Genomic DNA, 21,904 nt, shown 5'->3' with positions numbered 1-21,904 from the left:
CTCCGTCGTCACTCCGTACGCAGACCGTCCGGGCGCATCAGGCGCCACAGCAGGGGCAGCGAGAGCAGGGTCACCGCCACGACGAGGGCCCCGCCCGCGCCGGCCATCGGCAGGAACAGCCACCACCGGGTCACGGTCTTGGCCAGCATCCAGGTCATGACGGCACCGAGCCCGAGGCCCCCCGCGATCGCGACCAGGAGGCCGACGACCACCGGCACGGCGGTCTGCCAGAGCACCGACCAGCCGAGGGTGACGCGCCTGGTGCCGAAGGCGATCAGGACCGACAGCAGCTGCTTGCGCTCCCGAAGCTGTTCCAGCTGGGAGATCAGCATCGAGGAGGCGATGAGCAGCAGCGTCGCCACCGCGCCGAATCGCAGGCCGGTCTGCACGCTGGCGTACTGGCGGTCGCGTTCCGTCGAGGCCAGGGTGGCGACCCGCATCCCCGGGTCGATCCTCGCCGCCGTGTTCCGTACGTACTCGGAGACGTCCTTCACGCCCTCGTCGACCTTGATCTGCGCGATCGTCTGCGCGCTCGGCAGGGTGCGCGGGTCGATGGCGCCGACGGTCGCCATGATCCCCCAGTGCTCCTCACCGATCGGGTCGCGGCTCGTGGTGACCGTCGGCGTGTCCGCGGGCAGGGTCCAGAGCACCGACTCGGCCCCGGGGTCCCAGCCGGAGGAGGAGTTGAGTTCCACCTCCTTGCCCTTGCGCGCGGTCTCGTCGACCCAGTCGCTCATCTCCTTGTCGCCCCGGGGGTGGACGACGAAGGCGTCACCCTCCTTGCAGGAACGGATCTCGGCGAGCTCCTTCAGGGTGGCGCAGTCGCCGACAGTGAGGGAGGTGGTGGGCGTGACCTCGTCCTCCTTGTACGTCCCCGGCTTGGTCGCGTACGTCTCGACGGTACCGATGACGCGTTCCACCCCCTTCGTGGAGCGGAACTCCTCGATGGTCCGGGCGGCCGCGTCCCCGGTGACCTCCTCCGAGAAGGTGTGGAACTGGGCGCGCGAGGGGTCCTGACCCGTCATCGCCTCGAACTCGTCGCCGACGGCCGCGAACAGCATCTGGAGGGCCACCGCGCCGGCGACCGCCACGGTGATGCCGCTGACGGCGCGGGACGCCGCCCCGCTGTTCATCTGGAGCCGGCGGACCGCCAGCTGCCAGGGCAGCGGGCCGCCGCGCAGCCGGCTCACACAGGCCTCGACCAGCCAGGGCAGGAGCAGCGCGAGTCCGAACAGGACGAGCACGGCGCCGGCCGCGATCGGGTACGGGTTGACGGAGTCGTTCTCCTCGACCCGGCCCGTCAGCCCCAGGACGGCCAGCCCCAGGGCCGGTACGAGCAGGCGCCACCAGAGGCGCCGCCTGCGGCTGCCCGCGTCGCGCGTGACGCCCAGCGGCTCGGCGGCCACCGAGCGCATGGCGACCAGGGTGACGAGTACGGCCGACAGGGGGACCGTCAGGGCGACGAGCGCCGCCTGCCAGACGGAGGGCGTGAGGTCGGAGGGGAAGGCGCTGTGGTTCCACAGCTCGACGTCGCCGACGAATCTGCGGCCCACCAGGAAGAACGCCAGCCCGGCCAGCAGTCCCAGCAGCGAGCCGAACAGTGCCTCGCCCGCCGCGATCCGGCGGGTCGTCCGGATGTCGGCACCGACCAGGCGGAGGGCCGCGAGCCTGCGGTCGCGGCGTTCGCCGCCGAACCGCACGGCGGTGGCGATGAAGATCGCGACCGGCGCCAGCAGTACGACACAGATCAGGATGACCAGGACGACCAGGACGGGTGTGAGCGGATCCCCCGGCCTGTCGTTGCCGTAACCGGCCAGCCGGTGCCCGCCGGTTGCGGGGGTCAGCGAGTCGCTGCCCACGTAGAAGTACAGCTCGTTGGGTGAGCGCAGGCCCGTGTCGGCGATCGTCGAGGTGATGCGGTACGGCAACCGCTCCTCGAGGAGGGCGCCTTCGGGGGAGGTCAGCAGCTCGCGGAGGGCGGGCGAGGCAGCCATCTCGCCGGGCGCGGGGAACGACCGGACCCCGGGCGGCACGGCCGGTCGCGGCCCTTCCGCGCGCATCAGGTAGCCGTCGACCGTCCGGCCGCGGTACTCCGTCGCCGCGCTGACCCGCAGGACCGTGCTGTCCGACTTCGGGACCTCGGCGTCGCGGGACGCCGAGACCTCCTCGCGGGCCCGGTCACGCGAGGAACGCTCGTCGAGCAGATGCGGCACGGACGCGGCGGTCAGCAGCAGCGCCACCCCCAGCCCCACCCCGACGGCGGTGAGCGCGGTCCGGGCCCAGCCCTCGCGTCCGCCCGCGGCGGCGAAGCGTATGCCGAGGCCGAGGTCTCGCAGCCAGGTCATACGACGTACTCCAGATCACGGCAACGGCCGTCGCGCACGACGATGTCGCGGTCCGAGTACGCGGCGACGCGCGTCTCGTGGGTCACGAGCACGACGGCCGTGCCGGCGGTGCGGGCGGACTCCGTGAGCAGTTCCATGACCCGCTCGCCGTTCAGGGAGTCCAGCGCGCCCGTCGGTTCGTCGGCGAAGACCACCTTGGGGGAGGCGACCAGGGCGCGGGCCACGGCCACGCGCTGGCCCTGACCGCCGGACACCTGGCCGGGGCGCTGGGCCGCGAGGGTCTCGACCTCCAGGCGCTCCATCCACTCCAGGGCGGTGCGCTCGGCCTCCTTCCGCTTGACGCCGTTGAGGCGGAGCGGCAGGGCGACGTTCTCCACGCAGGTCAGCTCGGGGACGAGCCGGCCGAACTGGAAGACGAAACCGAAGTCGCCGCGGCGCAGCGCGCTGCGTTCGGCGTCCGGCATCGCGGACAGCTCGCGGCCGCCGTAGGTCACGGTGCCCGAGTCGGGGGTGACGATCCCGGCGAGGCAGTGCAGCAGGGTCGACTTGCCGGAGCCGGACGGGCCCATGACGGCGACGACCTCGCCGGGGTGGACGGAGAACGAGGCTCCGTCGAGTGCCGGCGTCGAGCCGTAGGTCTTGTGGAGGTCGTGGGCGGCGAGCAGGGAGCCTGCGGGGGTCACGGGGCGATCACCTCGGCGAGCCGGCCGAGGCGGGCGGAGGTCAGTTCCAGCCAGCGCAGGTCGGCTTCGAGGTGGAAGAGCGCGTGGTCGCAGATCAGCTGGTCGGCGAGGTCGCCCTTGCGCTTGCGGTCGGTGAGGACGCGCATCAGGCGCAGGTGCTCGGAGCGCTGGGCGTCCAGCAGGTCGGCGGCGTCGCGGCCGGTGAGCAGGGCCAGGACGACCTTGGTGTACAGGGTCGACTGGAGGTACGGCTCCGGCTCCTCGGGCTGCGCGAGCCAGGTGGCGACGTCGGTGATGCCGGCGTCGGTGATGGCGTACCGCTTGCGCTCGGGCCCGCCGTCCGTCTCGACCCCGTCGACCTCGACGAGTCCGTTCTTCAGCAGGCGGGACATGGTCGCGTAGACCTGGCCGTAGTGCAGGGGGCGATCGTGACCGAACTTCTCGTCGAAGGCGCGCTTGAGGTCGTAGCCGTGGCGGGGGCCGGACTCCAGGAGCCCGAGGAGGGTGTGACCGATTGACATGCGGCGCACTGTACACGGCGTGTATACCTCGCATGTATACGGACCCCGGGTGGGAGGACCGTCCGTGGGGGCGGGCCTCCGGGGCCCGCCCCCACGCTCACTCCGCCGGCTCGGGCGGCTCCGGCGGGGCCTTCGGCGGCCGTCCCCGGCGGGGGATCGGGGCCGCGCCGCCCGGGAGGCGGCCGGCCTCCCCCAGGGCCCGCCGCAGCAGGAACTCGATCTGCGCGTTCGCGCTGCGCAGCTCGTCCGAGGCCCACCGGGCCAGCGCGTCGTGGACCGCGGGATCCAGCCGCAGCAGCATCTGCTTCCGGGCGGGGCCGCGCCGGGGCGCCCGGCCGGAGGGAGGGGCCGCGTCGTCGGTCACTGGTAGAGCGTGCCCGTGTTCAGGACCGGCTGCGCCGCACGGTCACCGCACAGCACCACCATCAGGTTGCTGACCATGGCCGCCTTGCGTTCCGAGTCGAGCTCGACGATGTCCTGCTCCGCGATCCGGGTCAGCGCCATCTCGACCATGCCCACCGCACCCTCGACGATCTGCTGGCGAGCCGCGACGACCGCCCCCGCCTGCTGTCGCTGGAGCATCGCCGACGCGATCTCGGGTGCGTACGCGAGGTGGCTGAAGCGGGACTCGATGATGAGCACGCCCGCCGCCTGGACCCGCGCGGTGAGCTCGACCGCGAGCTTCTCGGTGATCTCCTCGGCGTTGCCGCGCAGCGAGAGCCCGCCCTCCTCGTGGGCGTCGTAGGGGTACTCGATCGCGATGTGCCGGACGGCCGCCTCGGTCTGGGTGGCGACGAACTCCAGGAAGTCGTCCACCTCGAAGAGCGCCTGCGCGGTGTCCTCGACCTTCCAGACGACGATCGCCGCGAGCTCGATCGGATTGCCGTAGGCGTCGTTGACCTTCAGGACGGCCGTCTCGTGGTTGCGGACCCGGGTGGAGATCTTGCGGCTGGACGTCAGCGGGTTGATCCAGCGCAGGCCGTCCGACCGGATCGTGCCGACGTAACGGCCGAAGAGCTGGATGACCCGGGCCTCGCCCGGAGCGACCATCTTCACGCCGCTCATGCAGAAGAAGGAGGCGACGGTGAGGAGCAGGCCGAGGACGAAGAGCGGGATGCCCGCACCGTTGTGGCCGTTGGAGCCGAGGACGCCCCCCACGATGCACAGGGCCACGCCGAGGAAGACCCCGAAGACGGTCAGCAGGAGCCCGAGACCGCCGGGGATGGAGTGGGCGACCGTCTCCCTGACCTGCGGTGCCGGCATCTCGGGAGCGTCCGGCGTCAGGTCGGCGCCGGGGCCGGCCGTGGTGGGAAGGTCGTGCGGTGCGGACATGGATCCCCCGTCTCGTGCGGCATAGCGCCGCGCTAGCAATGTGATTACACATTAACGGAACTCGCAACCTTGTGCATCCCTCATGAGTCGGTTCCTTCAAAGCCGGGTGCTGATTCTCACGCCCGGAAAAGACCGGATCGCTTGCCATTTGTCCGTGCGTGCAGTGTTAGCTGGCAGGTCTGACCGGAGTGGTACGAGCCGAAGAACAGGAGCACCACAGCGATGGGTCGAGCGGATGCGCGGCGAGCCCAGGGGCGCGAAGCGCGCCGGGCCGGGAGCGGCGGCAAACGCCGGCTCTTCACCTGGCGCGGGATACTGGGCACGTTCTTCGGACTCTGCCTGCTCGGAATGGGCGCCTTCGCCGCCCTCTACGTGTACGTCGACGTGCCCGAGGCCAACGCCCAGGCGCAGAAGCAGAGCAACGTCTACAAGTACAGCGACGGCACGCTCCTGGCCCGGAGCAACTCCGACGTCAACCGGGAGATCGTCGACCTCGGCGTCGTACCCAAGAGCGTCCAGCACGCCTTCGTCGCCGCCGAGAACAAGTCCTTCTACCGGGACCAGGGCGTCGACCTGAAGGGCACCGCGCGCGGTGTGATCAACACGCTCTCCGGCAAGGGCAAGCAGGGTGGCTCCACGATCACCCAGCAGTACGTGAAGAACTACTACCTCACGCAGGACCAGACGGTCACCCGCAAGCTCAAGGAGCTGGTGATCTCGCTCAAGGTCGACCAGCGCACGAAGAAGGACGACATACTCGCCGGCTACCTCAACACGGTGTACTACGGGCGCGGTGCGAGCGGTATCCAGGCGGCCGCACAGGCCTACTACGGCGTCGACGCCAAGGATCTCGACACCTCCCAGGGCGCCTATCTCGCGGCCCTGCTCCAGGCCCCCAGCCAGTACGACTGGGCGGTCGCCTCGGCGTCCGGCAAGAAGCTGGTCAAGGAACGCTGGGCCTACACGCTGAACAACATGGTCGACGAGGGCTGGCTCGACCGGGCCGAGCGGGACAGGATGACCTTCCCCGTCCCGGACGCGCCCAAGGCCGCCCCCGGCATGGACGGCCAGACCGGCTACCTCGTCGAGGCCGCGAACGACGAGATGGAGCGGCAGGGCATCACCGAGGAGATGCGCGAGTCCGGCGGCTGGACGGTCACGCTGAACATCGACAAGAAGCGGCAGAAGCAGCTCGAGAAGTCGGTCGACCGGCAGCTGGAGAACCAGCTCGACCGGGAGAAGAGCAAGGTCGACGCGACCGTCCAGGCCGGCGCCACCTCGGTGGATCCGAAGACCGGGAAGGTCGTCGCGCTGTACGGCGGTGTCGGTGCGACCGAGCACTACATATCCAACGCGACCCGCCAGGACTACCAGCCGGCCTCCACCTTCAAGCCCCTGGTCCTCGCCTCCGCGCTGGAGAACGGGGCGAAGACCCGGAACGGCGACCTGATCGGCCTGAACACGGTCTACGACGGCACCAGCAAGCGCCCGGTCGTCGGCAGCGACACCCCGTTCGCCCCGCAGAACGAGGACGACATCAGCTACGACAGCCCGACCGTCCGGACCGCCATGGACAAGTCGATCAACGCGGTCTTCGCGCAGATGGTCGTCGACGTCACCCCGAGCGCCGTGAAGAAGACCGCGCTCGACCTGGGCGTACCGGACAAGAACTTCCCCGAGCGTCCGGCGATCACGCTCGGCACCATGAACGCCTCGACGTGGGACATGGCCGGGGTGTACGCCACGCTGGACAACCACGGCAAGAAGGTCACCCCGACCATCGTGAAGTCCGCCGTGCACCGCGACCGCACCATGCAGCCCGTGGACGGTGTGGGCGGCCAGGCGATCAGCCGGGCGTCCGCCGACACCGTGACGAAGGCGCTGACCGAGGTGGTCGACATCGGCTCCGGCCGCGAGGCCAACTCCTCCGCCTACGACGCGGCGGGTAAGACGGGTACGTCCGAGAACAACAAGGCGGCCTGGTTCACGGCCTACACCCCCGAACTCACCACGGCCGTGGCCCTCTTCGGCGAGTCCACCCAGGAGGGCGGCGGCCAGGTCAGCCTGACCGGCACGGCCAACTCCGGCCGGGCCAACGGCGGCGGATTCCCCGCGAAGATCTGGGCGGACTACACCCTCGGCGCGCTCGGGGGAGGCTCGGACGCCACCTTCGACCTCCAGGGAGTCGAACGCGGTGAGACGGCCGTGACCGAGACCCCCTCGGCCACTCCGTCCGAGACCGAGACGCCCTCCGCGACGCCGAGCGAGGAGCCGACGCCCTCCGAGACGCCGAGCGAGACACCCAGCGAGGAGCCGACGCCCTCCGAGACGCCGAGCGAGACACCCACCTGGACGCCGAGCGGGACGCCCAGCACCACGAAGGACCCCGAGGACGGAGGGGTCGAGCCGCCGGGCGGGCGGCCGGGCGCCGACACCTTGCCGGGGCAGTAGAGACACGTGAGGGGCGGGTGCCGGCCGGCACCCGCCCCTCACGTGTGTGCACCTGCCGGCACCCTCAGGGGGTGGCCATCTCGAACCAGACCACCTTGCCCGTCGACAGCCGGGTCGCCCCCCACCGCCGGGCCAGGCGGTTGACCAGGAACAGCCCGCGGCCGCCCTCGTCCGTCTCCCTGGCGCGCCGCTGCCGGGGCAGCTGCGGAGCGTCGTCACCGACCTCGCAGCGCAGGATGTCCGTACGCAGCAGCCTCAGCGTCACCGGACGCTCCGCGTAGCGCACGGCATTGGTCACGACCTCGCTGACCAGCAGCTCCACCTCGTCCGAGAGGTCGTCCAGACCCCACCGGCTCAGCGCCCTGCGGGCCAGCCTGCGGGCCCGGCCCGGCGCCGCGTCCTCCGGTTCCAGGGACCAGTACGCGACGTCGCTCGGCGCGATCCCGTCGAACCGGGCGGCCAACAGGGCGATGTCGTCGTCCCGGTCGCCCGGGCCGAGCATGTCCAGCACGTCGTCGCAGAGCGCTTCCAGCGGCGGCGAATGGTCCTGCCCCGTCAGCTGGGCGGTGGCGGCGAGCCGCTCCCGCAGGATCTCGATGCCCGTCCAGACATCCCGTATCCGGGACTCCACCAGGCCGTCCGTGTACAGCAGCAGCGTGGCCCCGGCCGGGGCGTCCAGCTCGACGGCCTCGAAATCGACCCCGCCGACCCCGATCGGCGCACCCGGCGGTACCCGCAGCACCTCGGCCCGGCCGCCCAGGTGGAGCAGCACGGGCGGCGGGTGACCCGCGTTGGCGATGGTGATGCGGTGGGCGACGGGGTCGTACACCGCGTACATGCAGGTCGCCATGCGGTCGCTGCCGAGTCGCTGGGCCTGCTCGTCCAGGTGGTGCAGGACCTCCTGAGGGGGAAGGTCGAGGCCGGCCAGGGTCTGCGCGGTGGTCCGCAGCTGACCCATGATCGCCGCGGACGTCATGGAGTGGCCCATCACGTCGCCGACGACCAGGGCGACCCTGCTGCCCGGCAGCGGGATCGCGTCGTACCAGTCCCCGCCGACCCGGGCCGTCTCGGCGGCCGGGAGGTAGCGCGACGCCAGGCGCACACCCGTGGGCTGGGGCAGCGAGTCGGGCAGCATCGTGCGCTGGAGCTCGTCGGCGATGTACGCCTCACGGCCGTACAGCACGGCCTTGTCGATGCCGAGCGCGGTGTGCGTGGCCAGCTGGGCGGCGACCAGGAGGTCGTTCGCCTCGAACGGCGGACGGTCCGGTCCGCGCAGGAAGACGGCGGCGCCGATCACCCGGCGACGGCCGCGCAGCGGGGCCAGGATCGCGCGGTGCCCGGTCGGCACCGTCCGGCCGGCCCCCAGCAGCTCGGGCAGGGCGACACGCGCCGCCGCCGAGTCCCCGAAGACGGGCCGCACCCCGCGCAGCACCTCGTCGAGCGCCCCGCCCGTCTGGATCTCGCACAGGTCGGCGGCGGGCAGCAGTCCGGCCTGGGGGTCGGTGACGGTCAGCCGCAGCCGCTCGCCGTCTGACCCGCTCTCGCTCTCCTCGTCCGCCGTACGCAGCCTGTCGGTGCGCCGCAGCCGCAGCACGAAGGGGTTGACGGGACGCTCGTCACCCACCGGGAGCGGGTCGCGGAGGTAGACGAGTATGGCGTCGGAGAAGGTGGGGACACTCGCCCGGCACAGGCCCAGCACGATCTCGTCCAGGTCTATGCCCCGCGCGATCCGGCGGGTCGCCGCACCGACGAAGCGCAGCCGGTCCCCCTCGCGGCGGGTGACCGTCTGGGTGTCAACGACGGGTGTGGCCGCGTCCGCGGCGGGCACCGTACCCGGTGCGGCGCCGGGGGCCGGGCCCCTGGCCGTGTCCGGCACCGGGGAGGGGCCGGGGATCGCGGCGCCGCCCGGCTGCTCCTCCTGCTGCCGGGGCCGGGCGCGTTCCTGCGGCCGGGCGGCGAGAGGCTGCCGGCCTTCGTGGGAGGTGGGATGCTCCGTCACGCGTGGGATTCCGTCCGTCCGGGCCGGTTGTATGAGGCGATCACCTCGTGGGGCGCCACTGTGCCCCGGCAAGAGCACCGAGAACAACGGCTGTCACCGGATGCCCTGGGAGAAGGGGCCGAAACCGTGCGCCCGCCAACGGGGCCGGTATGGGTCCCTCCGGTGGCTGGGCAGCGGACAGCGAGCACGTCTCCACCCCTCGTAGTGGTTCGTGCGTCCGCACGGTTCACCCGGCTTCGTGGACCGTGTGACTCGCGCGGCGCGTTCGGTGACTGGTGGTCAGTCCCCGGGCCGCCGACGCACGTTGTGGCGCACGGGTCCGGCGGACCGGTTCATGGGGGGCGATCCTACGGTTGCCCCCCCTGGGGTGCGTCAAGGGTCTCACGACGGCGTGGGGGCAGGGGTGCGGTCCCAGTCATCGGGCAGCGGCGGGACCTTCCACCGGGGGTCGGGCCGCCAGTGCTCCCAGCCGTCGCTGAACGGCGCGCCCCAGCGCCGGATCACCTCGACGGCCGACAGACCCGCCTCGCGTACCTGCCGGGCGGTGGCCTCGTCCATCAGTCCGACCCGCTGCGCCTGCGCGAACTCGTCCTCGTCGAGCCACTCCCAGCTGCGGTCGGGGCGCACCGAGATGTCGAGGAAGTGATCCTGCGAATCGACCCCGCCCGACCAGCGTGAGTGGGGCTCCTCCAGGTTGACGTACCAGTTGCGGAAGAGCCAGCCGCGGTCCCAGAACAGCCAGACCGACCAGGGGTCGCCCGGCCGGGCGAGCTTCAGCACACCCGAGCCGAACCACCGGGCGCGCACCGTCGTGCGGGGGCGCGTGTAGCGGGTGGCGAGCGGCTCGGCGTGCACCTGGGTGCCGTCGGCGAGGACCGGCTTCACGCACTCGGTGCCCGACGCCATCCACACCGCCAGCAGTTCGTCGGTGTCCTCGACGACGGTGACCGGCCGGCAGATGTGGACCGAGCGGCCACCGTCACCGCTGCCGCCGGGCGTTCCGTTGTCCCGGTAGCGCCAGAGGATCCGGTCCCCCGGCGACCAGCGCACGCCGTCCCCCGCACCTGCCCCGGTGCCTGCTCCCGTACCCGCTTCCGTGGCTGTCATGGAGAGATCTTAGAGAGGTGCCCGCCGGCATGGTGCGTTACGCGTCAAGGCCGGGTCATACGCAGCACGTCGAGCGCCTCGTCGAGCTGTTCCCGTGTCAGGTCGCCGCGTTCGACGTAGCCCCCGGCCAGTACGGTCTCCCGGATCGTGGTGCCCTCGGCCAGGGACTTCTTGGCCACCTTCGCCGCCTCCTCGTAGCCGATGTACTTGTTCAGCGGGGTCACGACCGACGGCGAGGACTCCGCGTACTGCCGTGCCCGCTCCACATGGGCCGTGATGCCGTCGACCGTGCGGTCGGCGAGCAGCCGGGAGGCGTTGGCGAGCAGCCGCACCGACTCCAGCAGGTTCTTCCCGATCACCGGAAGCATGACGTTCAGCTCGAAGTTGCCGGCGGCTCCGGCGGCGGCGACGGTGGCATCGTTGCCCGTCACCTGGGCCGCGACCATCAGCACGGCCTCCGGGATGACCGGATTGACCTTCCCCGGCATGATCGACGACCCCGGCTGCAGGTCCGGCAGGCTGATTTCGGCCAGCCCGGTGCGGGGGCCGGAGGCCATCCAGCGCAGGTCGTTGGAGATCTTGGTGAGCGACACGGCGATCGTACGGAGCTGGCCCGAGGCCTCCACGAGTCCGTCCCTGGCGCCCTGGGCCTCGAAGTGGTTCCGGGCCTCGGTGAGCGGCAGCCCGGTGGTGCGGGCGACCTCCGCGATCACTGCGGCCGAGAAGCCGGGCGGCGTGTTGATGCCGGTTCCCACCGCCGTTCCCCCGAGGGGGAGTTCGGCGAGACGGGGGAGCGAGGAGTGCAGCCGCTCGACGCCGTGGCGGACCTGCGCCGCGTACCCGCCGAACTCCTGGCCCAGGGTGACCGGGGTGGCGTCCATCAGGTGGGTACGCCCCGACTTGACGACCTCGGCGAATTCGGCCGATTTCCGCTCCAGGGAAGCGGCCAGGTGTTCGAGCGCCGGGATCAGGTCGGCGGTGACGGCCGCGGTCGCGGCGATGTGGACGGACGACGGGAACACGTCGTTCGACGACTGGGAGGCGTTGACGTGGTCGTTGGGATGGACCTCGCGTCCGAGGCGCTCGGTGGCCAGCGTGGCCACGACCTCGTTGGTGTTCATGTTGGACGACGTGCCGGAGCCCGTCTGGAACACGTCCACGGGGAAGTGCTCGTCCCAGCGCCCGGCCGCCACCTCCGCGGCCGCCTCCTGGACCGCCCCCGCGATGTCCGGATCCAGCACCCCCAGCTCGGCGTTGACCCTGGCCGCCGCCGCCTTGATCCGGGCCAGTGCCTCGATGTGGGCCCGCTCGAGCCGCTGCCCGGAGATGGGGAAGTTCTCCACCGCGCGCTGCGTCTGCGCCCGCCACTTGGCGTGTGCGGGCACCCTCACCTCACCCATCGAGTCGTGCTCGACGCGGTACGTCGTTCCCTCGGCCGATCCGTCCATGTGTCAAAACCTCCTGCTGGAGCGAGCACGGTCCGCGCCCGCCGTATTCCCCCGCTACTCCTGCCCCGGACCGCCGGGCGGATCACGGCCGGCCGCGACGTTCACGCGTACACCGGCGGAGGTCATGCCGAAGGGGCGCACCCGGCCGGGTGCGCCCCTTCGGCATGAGCGAGGTCAGCCGAGGCCGGGGCCGCGGACCGGGATGCTGGTGAAGGTCGGTGCCGGGGCCGGCTCGGTGAAGAAGTCGTTGCCCTTGTCGTCGACCACGACGAAGGCGGGGAAGTCCTCGACCTCGATGCGCCAGACCGCCTCCATGCCGAGCTCCTCGTACTCGACGACCTCGACCTTCTTGATGCAGTCCTGCGCGAGGCGCGCGGCGGGACCGCCGATCGAGCCGAGGTAGAAGCCGCCGTGGGCGTCGCACGCGTCCGTGACCTGCTTGGACCTGTTGCCCTTGGCGAGCATCACCTTGGAGCCGCCCGCCGCCTGGAACTGGGCGACGTAGCTGTCCATGCGGCCGGCCGTCGTGGGCCCGAAGGAACCCGACGCGTAGCCCTCGGGGGTCTTCGCCGGGCCCGCGTAGTACACCGGGTGGTCCTTGAGGTACTGCGGCATCTCCTCGCCCGCGTCGAGCCGCTCCTTGATCTTGGCGTGCGCGATGTCGCGCGCCACGACCAGCGGGCCGCTCAGCGAGAGACGGGTCTTGACCGGGTACTTGGTGAGCTCGGCGAGGATCTCGTCCATCGGCCGGTTCAGGTCGATGCGGACGACGTCGCCGGACTCGTCCAGGTGCTCGTCGGTGGTGTCCGGGAGGAAGCGCGCCGGGTCCTTCTCCAGCTGCTCCAGGAACACGCCCTCGGCGGTGATCTTCGCGGTCGCCTGGCGGTCGGCCGAGCAGGACACTGCGATGGCCACGGGCAGCGAGGCGCCGTGGCGGGGGAGGCGGACGACGCGCACGTCGTGGCAGAAGTACTTGCCGCCGAACTGCGCGCCGATGCCGATCTTCTGCGTCAGCTCGAAGACCTTCTGCTCCAGGTCCTTGTCGCGGAAGCCGTGACCGGTGGGCGAGCCCTCGGCGGGCAACTCGTCCAGGTAGTGCGCCGAGGCGTACTTGGCGGTCTTCAGCGCGAACTCGGCCGACGTGCCGCCGACGACGATCGCCAGGTGGTAGGGCGGGCAGGCCGCCGTACCGAGCGAACGGATCTTCTCCTCCAGGAACTTCATCATGGAGGCCTCGTTGAGGACCGCCTTCGTCTCCTGGTAGAGGAACGACTTGTTGGCCGAGCCGCCGCCCTTGGCCATGAAGAGGAACTTGTAGGCGCCGCCGTCCGTCGCGTACAGCTCGATCTGCGCCGGGAGGTTCGAGCCGGTGTTCTTCTCCTCCCACATGTTCAGCGGGGCCATCTGCGAATAGCGCAGGTTGAGCTTGGTGTACGCGTCGAAGACGCCGTGCGACAGGGCCTCCTCGTCACCGCCCTCGGTGAGCACGTTCTGACCGCGCTTGCCCATGACGATCGCCGTGCCGGTGTCCTGGCACATCGGCAGGACACCCGCGGCGGCGATGTTCGCGTTCTTCAGGAGGTCCAGCGCGACGAACTTGTCGTTGGAGGATGCCTCGGGGTCGTCCACGATGCGCCGCAGCTGCGCCAGGTGGGCGGGCCGCAGATAGTGCGAGATGTCGTGCATGGCCTCGGCGGCGAGGGTGCGCAGGGCGTCCGGAGCCACCTTGAGGAACGTACGGCCGTCGGCCTCGAAGGTCGAGACGCCCTCGGCGGTCACCAGCCGGTACGGCGTGGTGTCCTCTCCCAGGGGGAGCAGATCGGAGTACGCAAACTCTGGCATTACGGCCATTCCTCACTCGGCGACAGCGGCTGCCCTCCCTTGGGCAGCGCATCCACCAGGGTAGAACCCCGGGGGCGTGCCGAGCCTGTGAGGTAAGGCTCACCCGGACCGCTCGATCCGTGCGCCGGATCGGGAGCGGGGCCGGTGAGGCACTGGTCGCGATCTATCGCGTTTCGGTACGCTTGGCCGGTGGACCTCGAAAAGCAGCCCCAGCAGCCCGACGCTCCGGCCGGTCCCGCGCCCGCCGGACTCCGTGCCTCCGACGCGGACCGTGACCGGACCGCGGACATCCTGCGGGACGCGGTCGCCGAGGGCCGGCTGACCGCCGACGAGCACGCCGAGCGGATCGACCTCGTCTACCGGGCCAAGACCGTCGGCGAACTCGAGCCGCTGGTCCATGACCTGCCGGCGCCGGGCGGCACCGCCAGGCAGGCCGCCCCCTCCTACGGGTACGGCCCCGAGGGGGCGGCCGGGCCCGCCGAGAACCTGGTGGCGGTGTTCAGCAGCTCGACCCGCAGGGGCCGTTGGCGCGTCGGTGGCCGTACGAACGCCTTCGCGCTGTTCGGGAGCGTCGAGATCGACCTGACCGAGGCGTTGTTCGGCCAGCGTCTGACGGTCGTCAACGCGACGTCGATCTTCGGCAGTGTCGAGGTCAGGGTCCCCGAGAACATCTCGCTGCGCGGCAGCGGAACGGGTGTCTGCGGCAGTTTCGAGGTCGACACACTGGAATCCGCGGACCCGGAAGCACCGGTGGTCGTGGTGAACGGCTATTCCGTCTTCGGGAGCGTCGAGGCGAAACCCAAGCGTGGCAAGCTCATCGCCAATCTGCACCGGCAGTTGCGCAAACACCTCGGGTACTGAGGCGGGTCGGCAGGTCGACGGCGTATTCGGGCCAATCGTCGGTGAGGTGCCCCCGGGGTGGGCGTGGGGCGGTGCCACTCAGTGCTTAGGCGTGCGCACAGCGGGTAGGGAGAGCTGCATCGCCTCTCGCTCGCGAAGCCCGAAGCCGTCGTCAGGAGTGGACCGTGCTGCACATGCCGCATCAGCCCCTGCAGGTCGCCGCCGTACCGTCCCAGCGCACGCCCGCGCGGGAGGACCAGGCGGGGCCCTGGCACTCGGAGGCGGTGTGCCGCCGGGACGAAGCCGGACTGTTCTTCGCCCCGTCGAAGGAGCCGACTGCTGCCCGGCTGTCCCGTGAAGACGCTGCGAAGCAGGTCTGCGGGAGGTGTCCGGTGATGGTGGAGTGCCGGGAGCACGCGCTCGTACAGCCCGAGCCCTACGGGGTGTGGGGCGGCCTCACCGCCGCCGAACGCCGCGTGGCCCTCGCCCGGCGCCGCAGGCGCGACGTGGAGCTCAAGGCGGCGTCCCAGACCGGGCGGATAGCCGCCGCGGGCTGATTCCTGCACGGACGGACCGGGGGCCGCCCGTTCGGGGCGGCCCCCATGTCCGTGGCCCGAGGGGCTACTTGGCGCGGTCGAAGTCGATCGCGCTGTAGGCGCGCAGCTTCGAGAGCCGGTGCGTCGAGTCGATCCTCCGGATCGTGCCCGACTTGGACCGCATCACCAGGGACTCCGTGGTGGCCGTCTCCGCGCGGTACCGCACACCGCGCAGCAGTTCACCGTCGGTGATCCCCGTGGCGACGAAGAACACGTTGTCGCCGCTGACGAGGTCGTCCGTCGACAGCACCCGGTCCAGGTCGTGACCGGCGTCCAGAGCGCGCTGCCGCTCGGCCTCGTCCTTGGGCCAGAGCTTGCCCTGGATGACACCGCCGAGGCACTTTATGGCGCAGGCCGAGATGATGCCCTCGGGGGTGCCGCCGATCCCCATGAGCAGGTCGACGCCGGTCCCCTCGCGCGCCGCCATGATCGAGCCGGCGACATCGCCGTCGGAGATGAACTTGATCCGGGCGCCCGTCTCCCGGATCTCCCGCACCATGTTCTCGTGCCTGGGGCGGTCCAGGATGACGACGGTGACGTCCTCGGGGGCCGATTTCTTGGCCTTCGCGACACGTCGGATGTTCACGGAAACGGGTGCGTTGATGTCGACGAAGTCGGCGGCCTCGGGGCCGGTGACCAGCTTGTCCATGTAGAAGACCGCGGACGGGTCGAACATCGCGCCGCGGTCCGCGGCGGCCAGTACGGCGATCGCGTTGGGCATGCCCTTGGCGTTGAGCGTGGTGCCGTCGATCGGGTCGACGGCGATGTCGACCTCGGCTCCGGTGCCGTCGCCGACGTGCTCGCCGTTGAAGAGCATGGGGGCTTCGTCCTTCTCGCCCTCACCGATGACGACGACACCGTTCATCGACACCGTGGAGACGAGCGTGCGCATGGCGTTCACCGCGGCGCCGTCGGCGCCGATCTTGTCGCCACGGCCGACCCAGCGCCCGGCGGCCATGGCGGCGGCCTCGGTGACCCGCACCAGCTCGAGGGCCAGGTTGCGGTCGGGGGCCTCCGGGGAGACCTCGAGCGGGGACGGCAGATGATGCTCGGACATCGGAGCGCACCTTTCTGTACGACGACGACCGGAAAAGAGGGTGCTGTGACTCTATCGGTAGGTCGATAAAATGAGCAGGGCGGGTCACGTATGAGCAGGCGCCCGCCGACCGGTCGGCGGGGCGCTCATGCCACCATTGAGTCCGTGGCAAGCAAGCGAGGCAAGCAGACCGTCCGGGACATGATCCTGTCGATGCTCGTGATCACCGCGGTGGCGGGCGTCGTCTACATCTTCATCCCGCACGACGACAAGGCCGACCCGATCAAGGCGGTCGACTACCGGGTGGAACTCGCGACGGCCCGCCGGGCCGCGCCGTACCCGGTGGCGGCCCCGGCCGGGCTGCCCGAGGGCTGGAAGCCGACCTCCGTCTCCTACGAGGGGCAGAAGGGCGCGGGCTGGCACCTCGGTTACCTCGACCCGGACGACCGGTACGTCGCCGTGGAGCAGTCGACGACCCCGGCGAAGAAGTACGTGCCCGCGGTCAGCCAGGACGCGGAGGACACCGGGCGCACGCGGGACGTCTCCGGCCGGGCCTGGGAGGTCTGGGAGGGGCCGAAGTACGACGCGCTGGTGCTGCACGCCGAGGGTGTGACGACGGTGGTCACCGGCTCGGCCCCGGCGGAGCGGCTGGCCGAGATGGCGGCCGCCCTGGAGACCGCCCCGGCCGAGGACGCCCCCTCGGGCGCACCCGCCGCCTCCTGACGGGATTCGGGTCCCGGCCGGGCCGTGAGCATGAAGGAGCCCCGCGACGCTCGGCGTCGCGGGGCTCCTGTGCCGGTTCCGGGAGGGGAACTCAGACGGTCGTGACGACCTCGTCGTAGGACAGGCGCGGCAGGCGCGGGAACCAGGCGTCCTCGCCCGGCTTGCCGATGTTGACGGCCATGAGCAGCTTGTGGTCGCCGTCCAGGAACTCCTTCTCGATGCCCGAGGCGTCGAAGCCGGTCATCGGGCCGGCGGCCAGGCCGGCGGCGCGGACGCCGATGATGAAGTAGGCGGCCTGCAGCGCGGCGTTCAGCGCGGCGGACTGCTCGCGGACCGGGCGCTCGGAGAAGAACGCGTCCTTGGCCTGCGGGAAGTGCGGCAGGAGTGCCGGGAGTTCCTCGTGGAACTCGTGGTCCGCGACGAGGAGCGCGACCAGCGGGGCGGTCGTGGTCTTCGGGCGGTTGCCCTCGGCCATGTGCTTCACCAGGCGCTCGCGGCCCTCGGCCGAGCGGACCAGGACGACGCGCAGCGGCGACTGGTTGAAGGCGGTGGGGCCGTACTTGACCAGGTCGTAGATCGCCTGGACCTGCTCGTCGGTCACCGGCTCGTCGGTGAACGTGTTCGCAGTGCGAGCCTCACGGAAGAGGAGGTCCTGGGCGGCGGGGTCAAGAACGAGGGACATCTGGGGCGTTACCTTCCGACGGATACGAGTGAGGGCTTCAGGAGCACCGTGAAGTACCGTAACCGAAGAATAGATTAAAGTTCAACTAAATCGCTTCGGGGTGATCCACGGCACACGGTTCCACGGAGCATGGTCCACGGCACGCGGGTCTGCGGTGCATGCTCCACGGCACGCAGATCTACGGCGCACCGGTCCGCGGCTCAGAGTTCCAGGGCTCAGAGATCCACCGCTCAGAGTTCCAGGGCGCGGTGACCCACCACTTCGTGACGCCTCGCCCGTGGAATCCCACCGGGTAGCGCACCCGCACAGGCGCCGTGCCCGAAGCGCCCGCGCCGCGCGCCTCAGTCCGTGGGGCCGTCCGCCTCGGAGGGCTCCTCCGGCCGCGCCAGCGCGGCGTCCAGCCGGGCTCGCGCGCCCTCCAGCCAGTGCCGGCACACCTTCGCCAGCTCCTCGCCGCGCTCCCACAGGGCCAGCGACTCCTCCAGCGTCGTACCGCCCGCCTCCAGGCGGCGTACGACCTCGATCAGCTCGTCCCGTGCCTGCTCGTACCCGAGCGTGCCCGTCGCGGCAGCCGTCGTCGTCCCGTCGTCCGTCATGCCGACCACCCTATGCGCGGGCTCGGACAATCCCCGGCCCTCACTCCGCGACCCGGACGGTGAACTCGCCCTCGGAGACCCGCGCCCGCAGCTCCCCACCGGGCGCCCCGGCGTCCGCGGGGGAGCGCACCACATGGCCGTCCGGCCGCTGCAGCACGGCGTATCCCCGCTCCAGCGTCGCCGCGGGCGACAGTGCCACGACCCGGGCCCGGGTGTGCGCGAGCTCCGAGTCGGCACGGTCCAGCAGATGCCCGAGCACCCTGCGGCTCCGCCCGGTCAGCGCCTCGATCTCCGCCTCCCGCTCGTCCACCATCCGCTGCGGCCGCTCCATGGAGGACCGGCCCAGCGCGTGCGCGAGCCCCCGCTCCTCCCGGTCGATCAGCCCGCGCACGGTCCGCAGCGCCCGGTCCCGGAGCTGCTGGACGCGGTCGAGCTCCTCGCCCACGTCCGGCACGACCTTCTTCGCCGCGTCCGTCGGCGTCGACGCCCGCACGTCCGCCACCAGGTCGAGCAGCGGCGAGTCCGGCTCGTGCCCGATCGCGGAGACCACCGGTGTACGGCACGCGGCCACCGCCCGGATCAGTGCCTCGTCGGAGAACGGCAGCAGGTCCTCGACGCTGCCGCCGCCGCGGGCGACGACGATCACGTCGACCTCCGGCAGCCCGTCCAGCTCCTGCACCGCCCGCACCACCTGATTCACGGCGTGCACGCCCTGCACCGCCGTGTTGCGCACCTCGAAGCGCACCGCGGGCCAGCGCCGCCTGGCGTTCTCCAGCACATCCCGCTCGGCCGCCGACGCCCGACCGGAGACCAGGCCGATCAGCTGCGGCAGGAAAGGCAGGGGCCTCTTACGGTCCAGGGCGAAGAGCCCCTCGGCGGCCAGCGACTTCTTCAGCTGCTCCAGCCGCACCAGCAGCTCCCCGATGCCCACCGGCCGTATCTCCGTGGCCCGCAGGGACAGCTGCCCGCGAGGGGCGTACCACTCCGGCTTGGCGAGGACGACCACCCGGGCGCCCTCCGTCACCACATCGGCGATCCGGTCGAAGACCTGCCGGAAGCAGGTCACGCTCACCGAGATGTCGTGGGACGGATCGCGCAGCGTCAGGAACACCACCCCCGCACCGGGCCGCCGCGACAGCTGGGTGATCTGCCCCTCGACCCAGACCGCGCCGAGCCTGTCGATCCACCCGCCGATCAGCCGTGACACGTCGCCGACGGGCAGCGGGGCTTCCGGGGACGTAGTGAGAGCCATACGGGCGAGCGTATCGGCCGGTGCCGACAATCAGGCGGCCCGCCGCCCCCACTGGAGCGCGAGTACCACCAGGCCGATCCCCAGCCAGCACACGCCCACCAGCTGGGCGGTCGCCGTCGCCTCCAGGATCACCGCGACCAGTACGCCGGCACCCACCACCGGCACCACGACGTGACGCCACCAGCTCGGCGGTCCTTCCATCCGGCGCACGGCGAACCAGCCGACCACCGACGCGTGCAGCAGCACGAACGCGGTGAGCGCGCCGACGTTCACCACCGACACCAGGTGGTCGAGGCCGTCGTCGCGCCGGGCTGCCCACACCGCCGCCACCAGCGTCACGACCGCGGCGCACGCGATCGCGACGCGCGGCACCCCCGACCTGCCGTCGACCCGGGAGAGGAACGACGGCAGCCGCCCCTCCCTGCCCATCGCGAACACCAGCCGCCCGGCCGCCGCCTGCCCGGCCAGCGCCGCGAAGGCCGCCCCGACCGCCTTGCTGACGGCCACCAGGTCGTGCAGCCAGGTGCCGACCGAGGCGTCCACCGCGTCGTAGAACGCGGACCCCTGCATCACCGGGTCCGCCGCGAGCTCCGCCGAGCTCACCGGTTGCAGCAGGGCCGCCAGATACGACTGGACGACGAACAGCACCCCGGCGAGCAGCAGGCAAAAGAGCACCGCCCTCGCCACCTTCGCCGAACCCCCCGTCACCTCCTCCGCGAACGAGGCGATCGCGTCGAAGCCCAGATAGGAGAGCACGGCGACGGACACCGCCCCCAGCACCGCGGTCGTCGAGAACCCGGTGTCCCCGGTGAGGGGCGTCAGCCAGCCGCGCTGGGCCCCGTCCCTGGCCAGCACCACCACGGCCGACACCACGAACACCAGCAGCACCACGATCTCCATGGCGAGCACCGCGAAGCCCACCCGGGCCGCCGCCCGTACGCCCCAGAGGTTGAGCAGGGTCGTCACCACGACCGCGATCGCCGTCCACACCCACCGCGACACCTCGGGGACCAGAGCGTTCATCGCGATCCCGGAGAAGAGGTAGGCGACGGCGGGGATGAGCAGGTAGTCGAGCATCGCCATCCAGCCGGCGATGAACCCCGGCCCCTCCCCGAGGCCCTTGCGGGCGTAGGCGAAGACCGACCCGGCCATCGGGGCGACCCGGACCATCTGGGCGTAGCTGAACGCCGTGAAGGCCATCACCACCGTCGCCACCAGGTACACCAGCGCCACGGCCCCGTCGGACTTCGCGTCCAGCGTGCCGAACACGCCGACCGGGGCCATGGGGGCGATGAACAGCAGCCCGTAGACCACCAGGTCCCGGAACCCGAGTGTGCGCCGCAGCGATCCCTCGTCCGTGCTGCTGCCGCTGTCCGCCATGAAGCCTCCGTCACTGGATTGCGTACGCATCAGTCTCCCGACCCCGCCGATCCGGCGCCTGTTCGGTACGGCCTTACGATGGGACGCATGACTGCAACTCCTGCCCGCCGTGTCCTGCTCGCCGCGCCCCGTGGCTACTGCGCGGGCGTGGACCGCGCCGTGATCGCCGTCGAGAAGGCCCTGGAGCAGTACGGTGCCCCGATCTACGTCCGTCACGAGATCGTGCACAACAAGTACGTCGTGCAAACGCTCGAGAAGAAGGGCGCGATCTTCGTCGACGTGACCGCGGAGGTGCCCGAGGGCTCCATCGTGATGTTCTCCGCGCACGGCGTCGCCCCGACGGTCCACGCGGAGGCCGCCGAGCGCAACCTCGCGACGATCGACGCGACCTGCCCGCTGGTCACCAAGGTCCACAAGGAAGCCGTCCGCTACGCCAAGGAGGACTACGACATCCTCCTGATCGGCCACGAGGGTCACGAGGAGGTCATCGGCACGAGCGGCGAGGCCCCCGACCACATCACGCTGGTCGACGGCCCCGAGGACGTCGCCAACGTCGAGGTCCGCGACGAGTCGAAGGTCGTCTGGCTCTCCCAGACCACGCTCTCCGTCGACGAGACGATGGAGACGGTCGGCGCACTCAAGAACAAGTTCCCGAACCTCCTCTCCCCGCCCAGCGACGACATCTGCTACGCCACGCAGAACCGCCAGGTCGCGGTGAAGAAGCTGGCCGAGGACGCGGAGCTGGTCATCGTCGTCGGCTCGAAGAACTCCTCCAACTCGATCCGTATGGTCGAGGTGGCCCTGGACGCAGGCGCTCAGGCCGCCCACCTGGTGGACTTCGCCGACGAGATCGACGAGGCATGGCTGGAGGGCGTCACCACGGTCGGCCTCACCTCGGGTGCCTCGGTGCCCGACGTCCTGGTCGACGGGGTGCTGGAGTGGCTGGGCGAGCGGGGCTACGCGGACGTGGAGACGGTGAAGACGGCCGACGAGTCGATCACCTTCTCGCTGCCGAAGGAGCTCCGCCGCGACCTGCGTGCCGAGGCCGCGGCGCTCGCCGCCGAGTAGTCC

At 71.2% G+C, this 21,904-nt stretch carries 19 protein-coding genes; 5 read left to right on the top strand and 14 right to left on the bottom strand.

The window, feature by feature from the left end:
* Nucleotides 1-8: 8 nt before the first annotated feature.
* The 5 genes from ABZ441_RS04830 to ABZ441_RS04810 all read right to left on the bottom strand — a co-directional run bounded on the left by ABZ441_RS04830 (nt 9) and on the right by ABZ441_RS04810 (nt 4,881).
* Nucleotides 9-2,345, bottom strand: coding sequence for an FtsX-like permease family protein (locus tag ABZ441_RS04830; protein ID WP_358968379.1), 2,337 nt, complete (start codon nt 2,343-2,345; stop codon nt 9-11).
* Complete coding sequence (locus ABZ441_RS04825; RefSeq protein ID WP_358968376.1) at nt 2,342-3,028, bottom strand: ABC transporter ATP-binding protein; 687 nt, start codon at nt 3,026-3,028, stop codon at nt 2,342-2,344. The genes ABZ441_RS04830 and ABZ441_RS04825 overlap by 4 nt, the downstream gene beginning before the upstream one ends.
* A complete protein-coding gene (locus tag ABZ441_RS04820) occupies nt 3,025-3,549 on the bottom strand; it encodes a PadR family transcriptional regulator (protein WP_358968373.1) in 525 nt (174 codons plus the stop codon). The genes ABZ441_RS04825 and ABZ441_RS04820 overlap by 4 nt, the downstream gene beginning before the upstream one ends.
* Before the next feature lie 97 nt (nt 3,550-3,646).
* Entirely contained in the window at nt 3,647-3,913 is a 267-nt protein-coding gene (locus ABZ441_RS04815; protein WP_358968371.1) for a hypothetical protein, read from the bottom strand.
* Nucleotides 3,910-4,881 carry an SPFH domain-containing protein gene (locus tag ABZ441_RS04810; RefSeq protein ID WP_358968368.1) on the bottom strand — a complete coding sequence of 324 codons (972 nt, stop codon included), beginning with the start codon at nt 4,879-4,881 and terminating at the stop codon, nt 3,910-3,912. The genes ABZ441_RS04815 and ABZ441_RS04810 overlap by 4 nt, the downstream gene beginning before the upstream one ends.
* Before the next feature lie 222 nt (nt 4,882-5,103).
* Between ABZ441_RS04810 and ABZ441_RS04805 the strand changes: the two genes are divergently transcribed.
* Nucleotides 5,104-7,332, top strand: a complete 2,229-nt coding sequence (locus ABZ441_RS04805) for a transglycosylase domain-containing protein (RefSeq protein ID WP_358968365.1) — start codon at nt 5,104-5,106, stop codon at nt 7,330-7,332.
* A gap of 64 nt (nt 7,333-7,396) precedes the next feature.
* On the opposite strand, the gene ABZ441_RS04800 is transcribed toward ABZ441_RS04805, so the two are convergent.
* The 4 genes from ABZ441_RS04800 to ABZ441_RS04785 form a co-directional block, all read right to left on the bottom strand.
* Nucleotides 7,397-9,331, bottom strand: coding sequence for an ATP-binding SpoIIE family protein phosphatase (locus ABZ441_RS04800; protein ID WP_358968363.1), 1,935 nt, complete (start codon nt 9,329-9,331; stop codon nt 7,397-7,399).
* Between the two features lie 381 nt (nt 9,332-9,712).
* The gene (locus ABZ441_RS04795) at nt 9,713-10,438 is read right to left on the bottom strand and encodes a DUF402 domain-containing protein (protein ID WP_358968361.1); all 726 of its coding nucleotides are present in this window, start codon (nt 10,436-10,438) and stop codon (nt 9,713-9,715) included.
* A gap of 44 nt (nt 10,439-10,482) precedes the next feature.
* Entirely contained in the window at nt 10,483-11,886 is a 1,404-nt protein-coding gene (locus ABZ441_RS04790) for a class II fumarate hydratase (protein ID WP_358968358.1), read from the bottom strand.
* A 174-nt stretch (nt 11,887-12,060) separates the two neighbouring features.
* A complete protein-coding gene (locus ABZ441_RS04785) occupies nt 12,061-13,728 on the bottom strand; it encodes a fumarate hydratase (RefSeq protein ID WP_358968354.1) in 1,668 nt (555 codons plus the stop codon).
* Between the two features lie 189 nt (nt 13,729-13,917).
* On the opposite strand from ABZ441_RS04785, the gene ABZ441_RS04780 reads away from it, so the two are divergent.
* Nucleotides 13,918-14,589: a DUF1707 domain-containing protein gene (locus tag ABZ441_RS04780; protein WP_358968351.1), complete on the top strand. Its 672-nt coding sequence runs from the start codon at nt 13,918-13,920 to the stop codon at nt 14,587-14,589.
* Nucleotides 14,590-14,753: 164 nt separating this feature from the next.
* Nucleotides 14,754-15,125, top strand: coding sequence for a WhiB family transcriptional regulator (locus ABZ441_RS04775; RefSeq protein ID WP_358968349.1), 372 nt, complete (start codon nt 14,754-14,756; stop codon nt 15,123-15,125).
* Between the two features lie 64 nt (nt 15,126-15,189).
* Here ABZ441_RS04775 and glpX read toward each other — a convergent pair whose 3' ends face one another.
* The gene (gene glpX, locus ABZ441_RS04770) at nt 15,190-16,221 is read right to left on the bottom strand and encodes a class II fructose-bisphosphatase (protein WP_358968346.1); all 1,032 of its coding nucleotides are present in this window, start codon (nt 16,219-16,221) and stop codon (nt 15,190-15,192) included.
* A 144-nt stretch (nt 16,222-16,365) separates the two neighbouring features.
* Between glpX and ABZ441_RS04765 the strand changes: the two genes are divergently transcribed.
* Entirely contained in the window at nt 16,366-16,923 is a 558-nt protein-coding gene (locus tag ABZ441_RS04765; RefSeq protein ID WP_358968343.1) for a DUF4245 domain-containing protein, read from the top strand.
* A gap of 91 nt (nt 16,924-17,014) precedes the next feature.
* Here the strand turns inward: ABZ441_RS04765 and ABZ441_RS04760 are convergent, their stop codons facing one another.
* The 4 genes from ABZ441_RS04760 to ABZ441_RS04745 all read right to left on the bottom strand — a co-directional run bounded on the left by ABZ441_RS04760 (nt 17,015) and on the right by ABZ441_RS04745 (nt 20,833).
* Nucleotides 17,015-17,605, bottom strand: coding sequence for a malonic semialdehyde reductase (locus ABZ441_RS04760; RefSeq protein WP_358968341.1), 591 nt, complete (start codon nt 17,603-17,605; stop codon nt 17,015-17,017).
* Between the two features lie 341 nt (nt 17,606-17,946).
* Nucleotides 17,947-18,201 (bottom strand): exodeoxyribonuclease VII small subunit, encoded by a 255-nt coding sequence (locus ABZ441_RS04755; protein ID WP_358968339.1) that lies wholly within the window; start codon nt 18,199-18,201, stop codon nt 17,947-17,949.
* A 40-nt stretch (nt 18,202-18,241) separates the two neighbouring features.
* Nucleotides 18,242-19,453, bottom strand: a complete 1,212-nt coding sequence (gene xseA, locus ABZ441_RS04750) for an exodeoxyribonuclease VII large subunit (protein WP_358968337.1) — start codon at nt 19,451-19,453, stop codon at nt 18,242-18,244.
* A gap of 30 nt (nt 19,454-19,483) precedes the next feature.
* Nucleotides 19,484-20,833: an APC family permease gene (locus ABZ441_RS04745; protein WP_358968818.1), complete on the bottom strand. Its 1,350-nt coding sequence runs from the start codon at nt 20,831-20,833 to the stop codon at nt 19,484-19,486.
* Nucleotides 20,834-20,911: 78 nt separating this feature from the next.
* Between ABZ441_RS04745 and ABZ441_RS04740 the strand changes: the two genes are divergently transcribed.
* On the top strand, nt 20,912-21,901 hold the full coding sequence (locus ABZ441_RS04740; protein WP_205018623.1) for a 4-hydroxy-3-methylbut-2-enyl diphosphate reductase: 990 nt from the start codon (nt 20,912-20,914) through the stop codon (nt 21,899-21,901).
* The last annotated feature ends 3 nt before the right edge of the window (nt 21,902-21,904 follow it).

The sequence above is a fragment of the Streptomyces sp. NPDC005752 genome (assembly GCF_040630715.1).
GTDB lineage: Bacteria > Actinomycetota > Actinomycetes > Streptomycetales > Streptomycetaceae > Streptomyces.
This window is presented reverse-complemented; position numbering and strand designations above follow the sequence as displayed.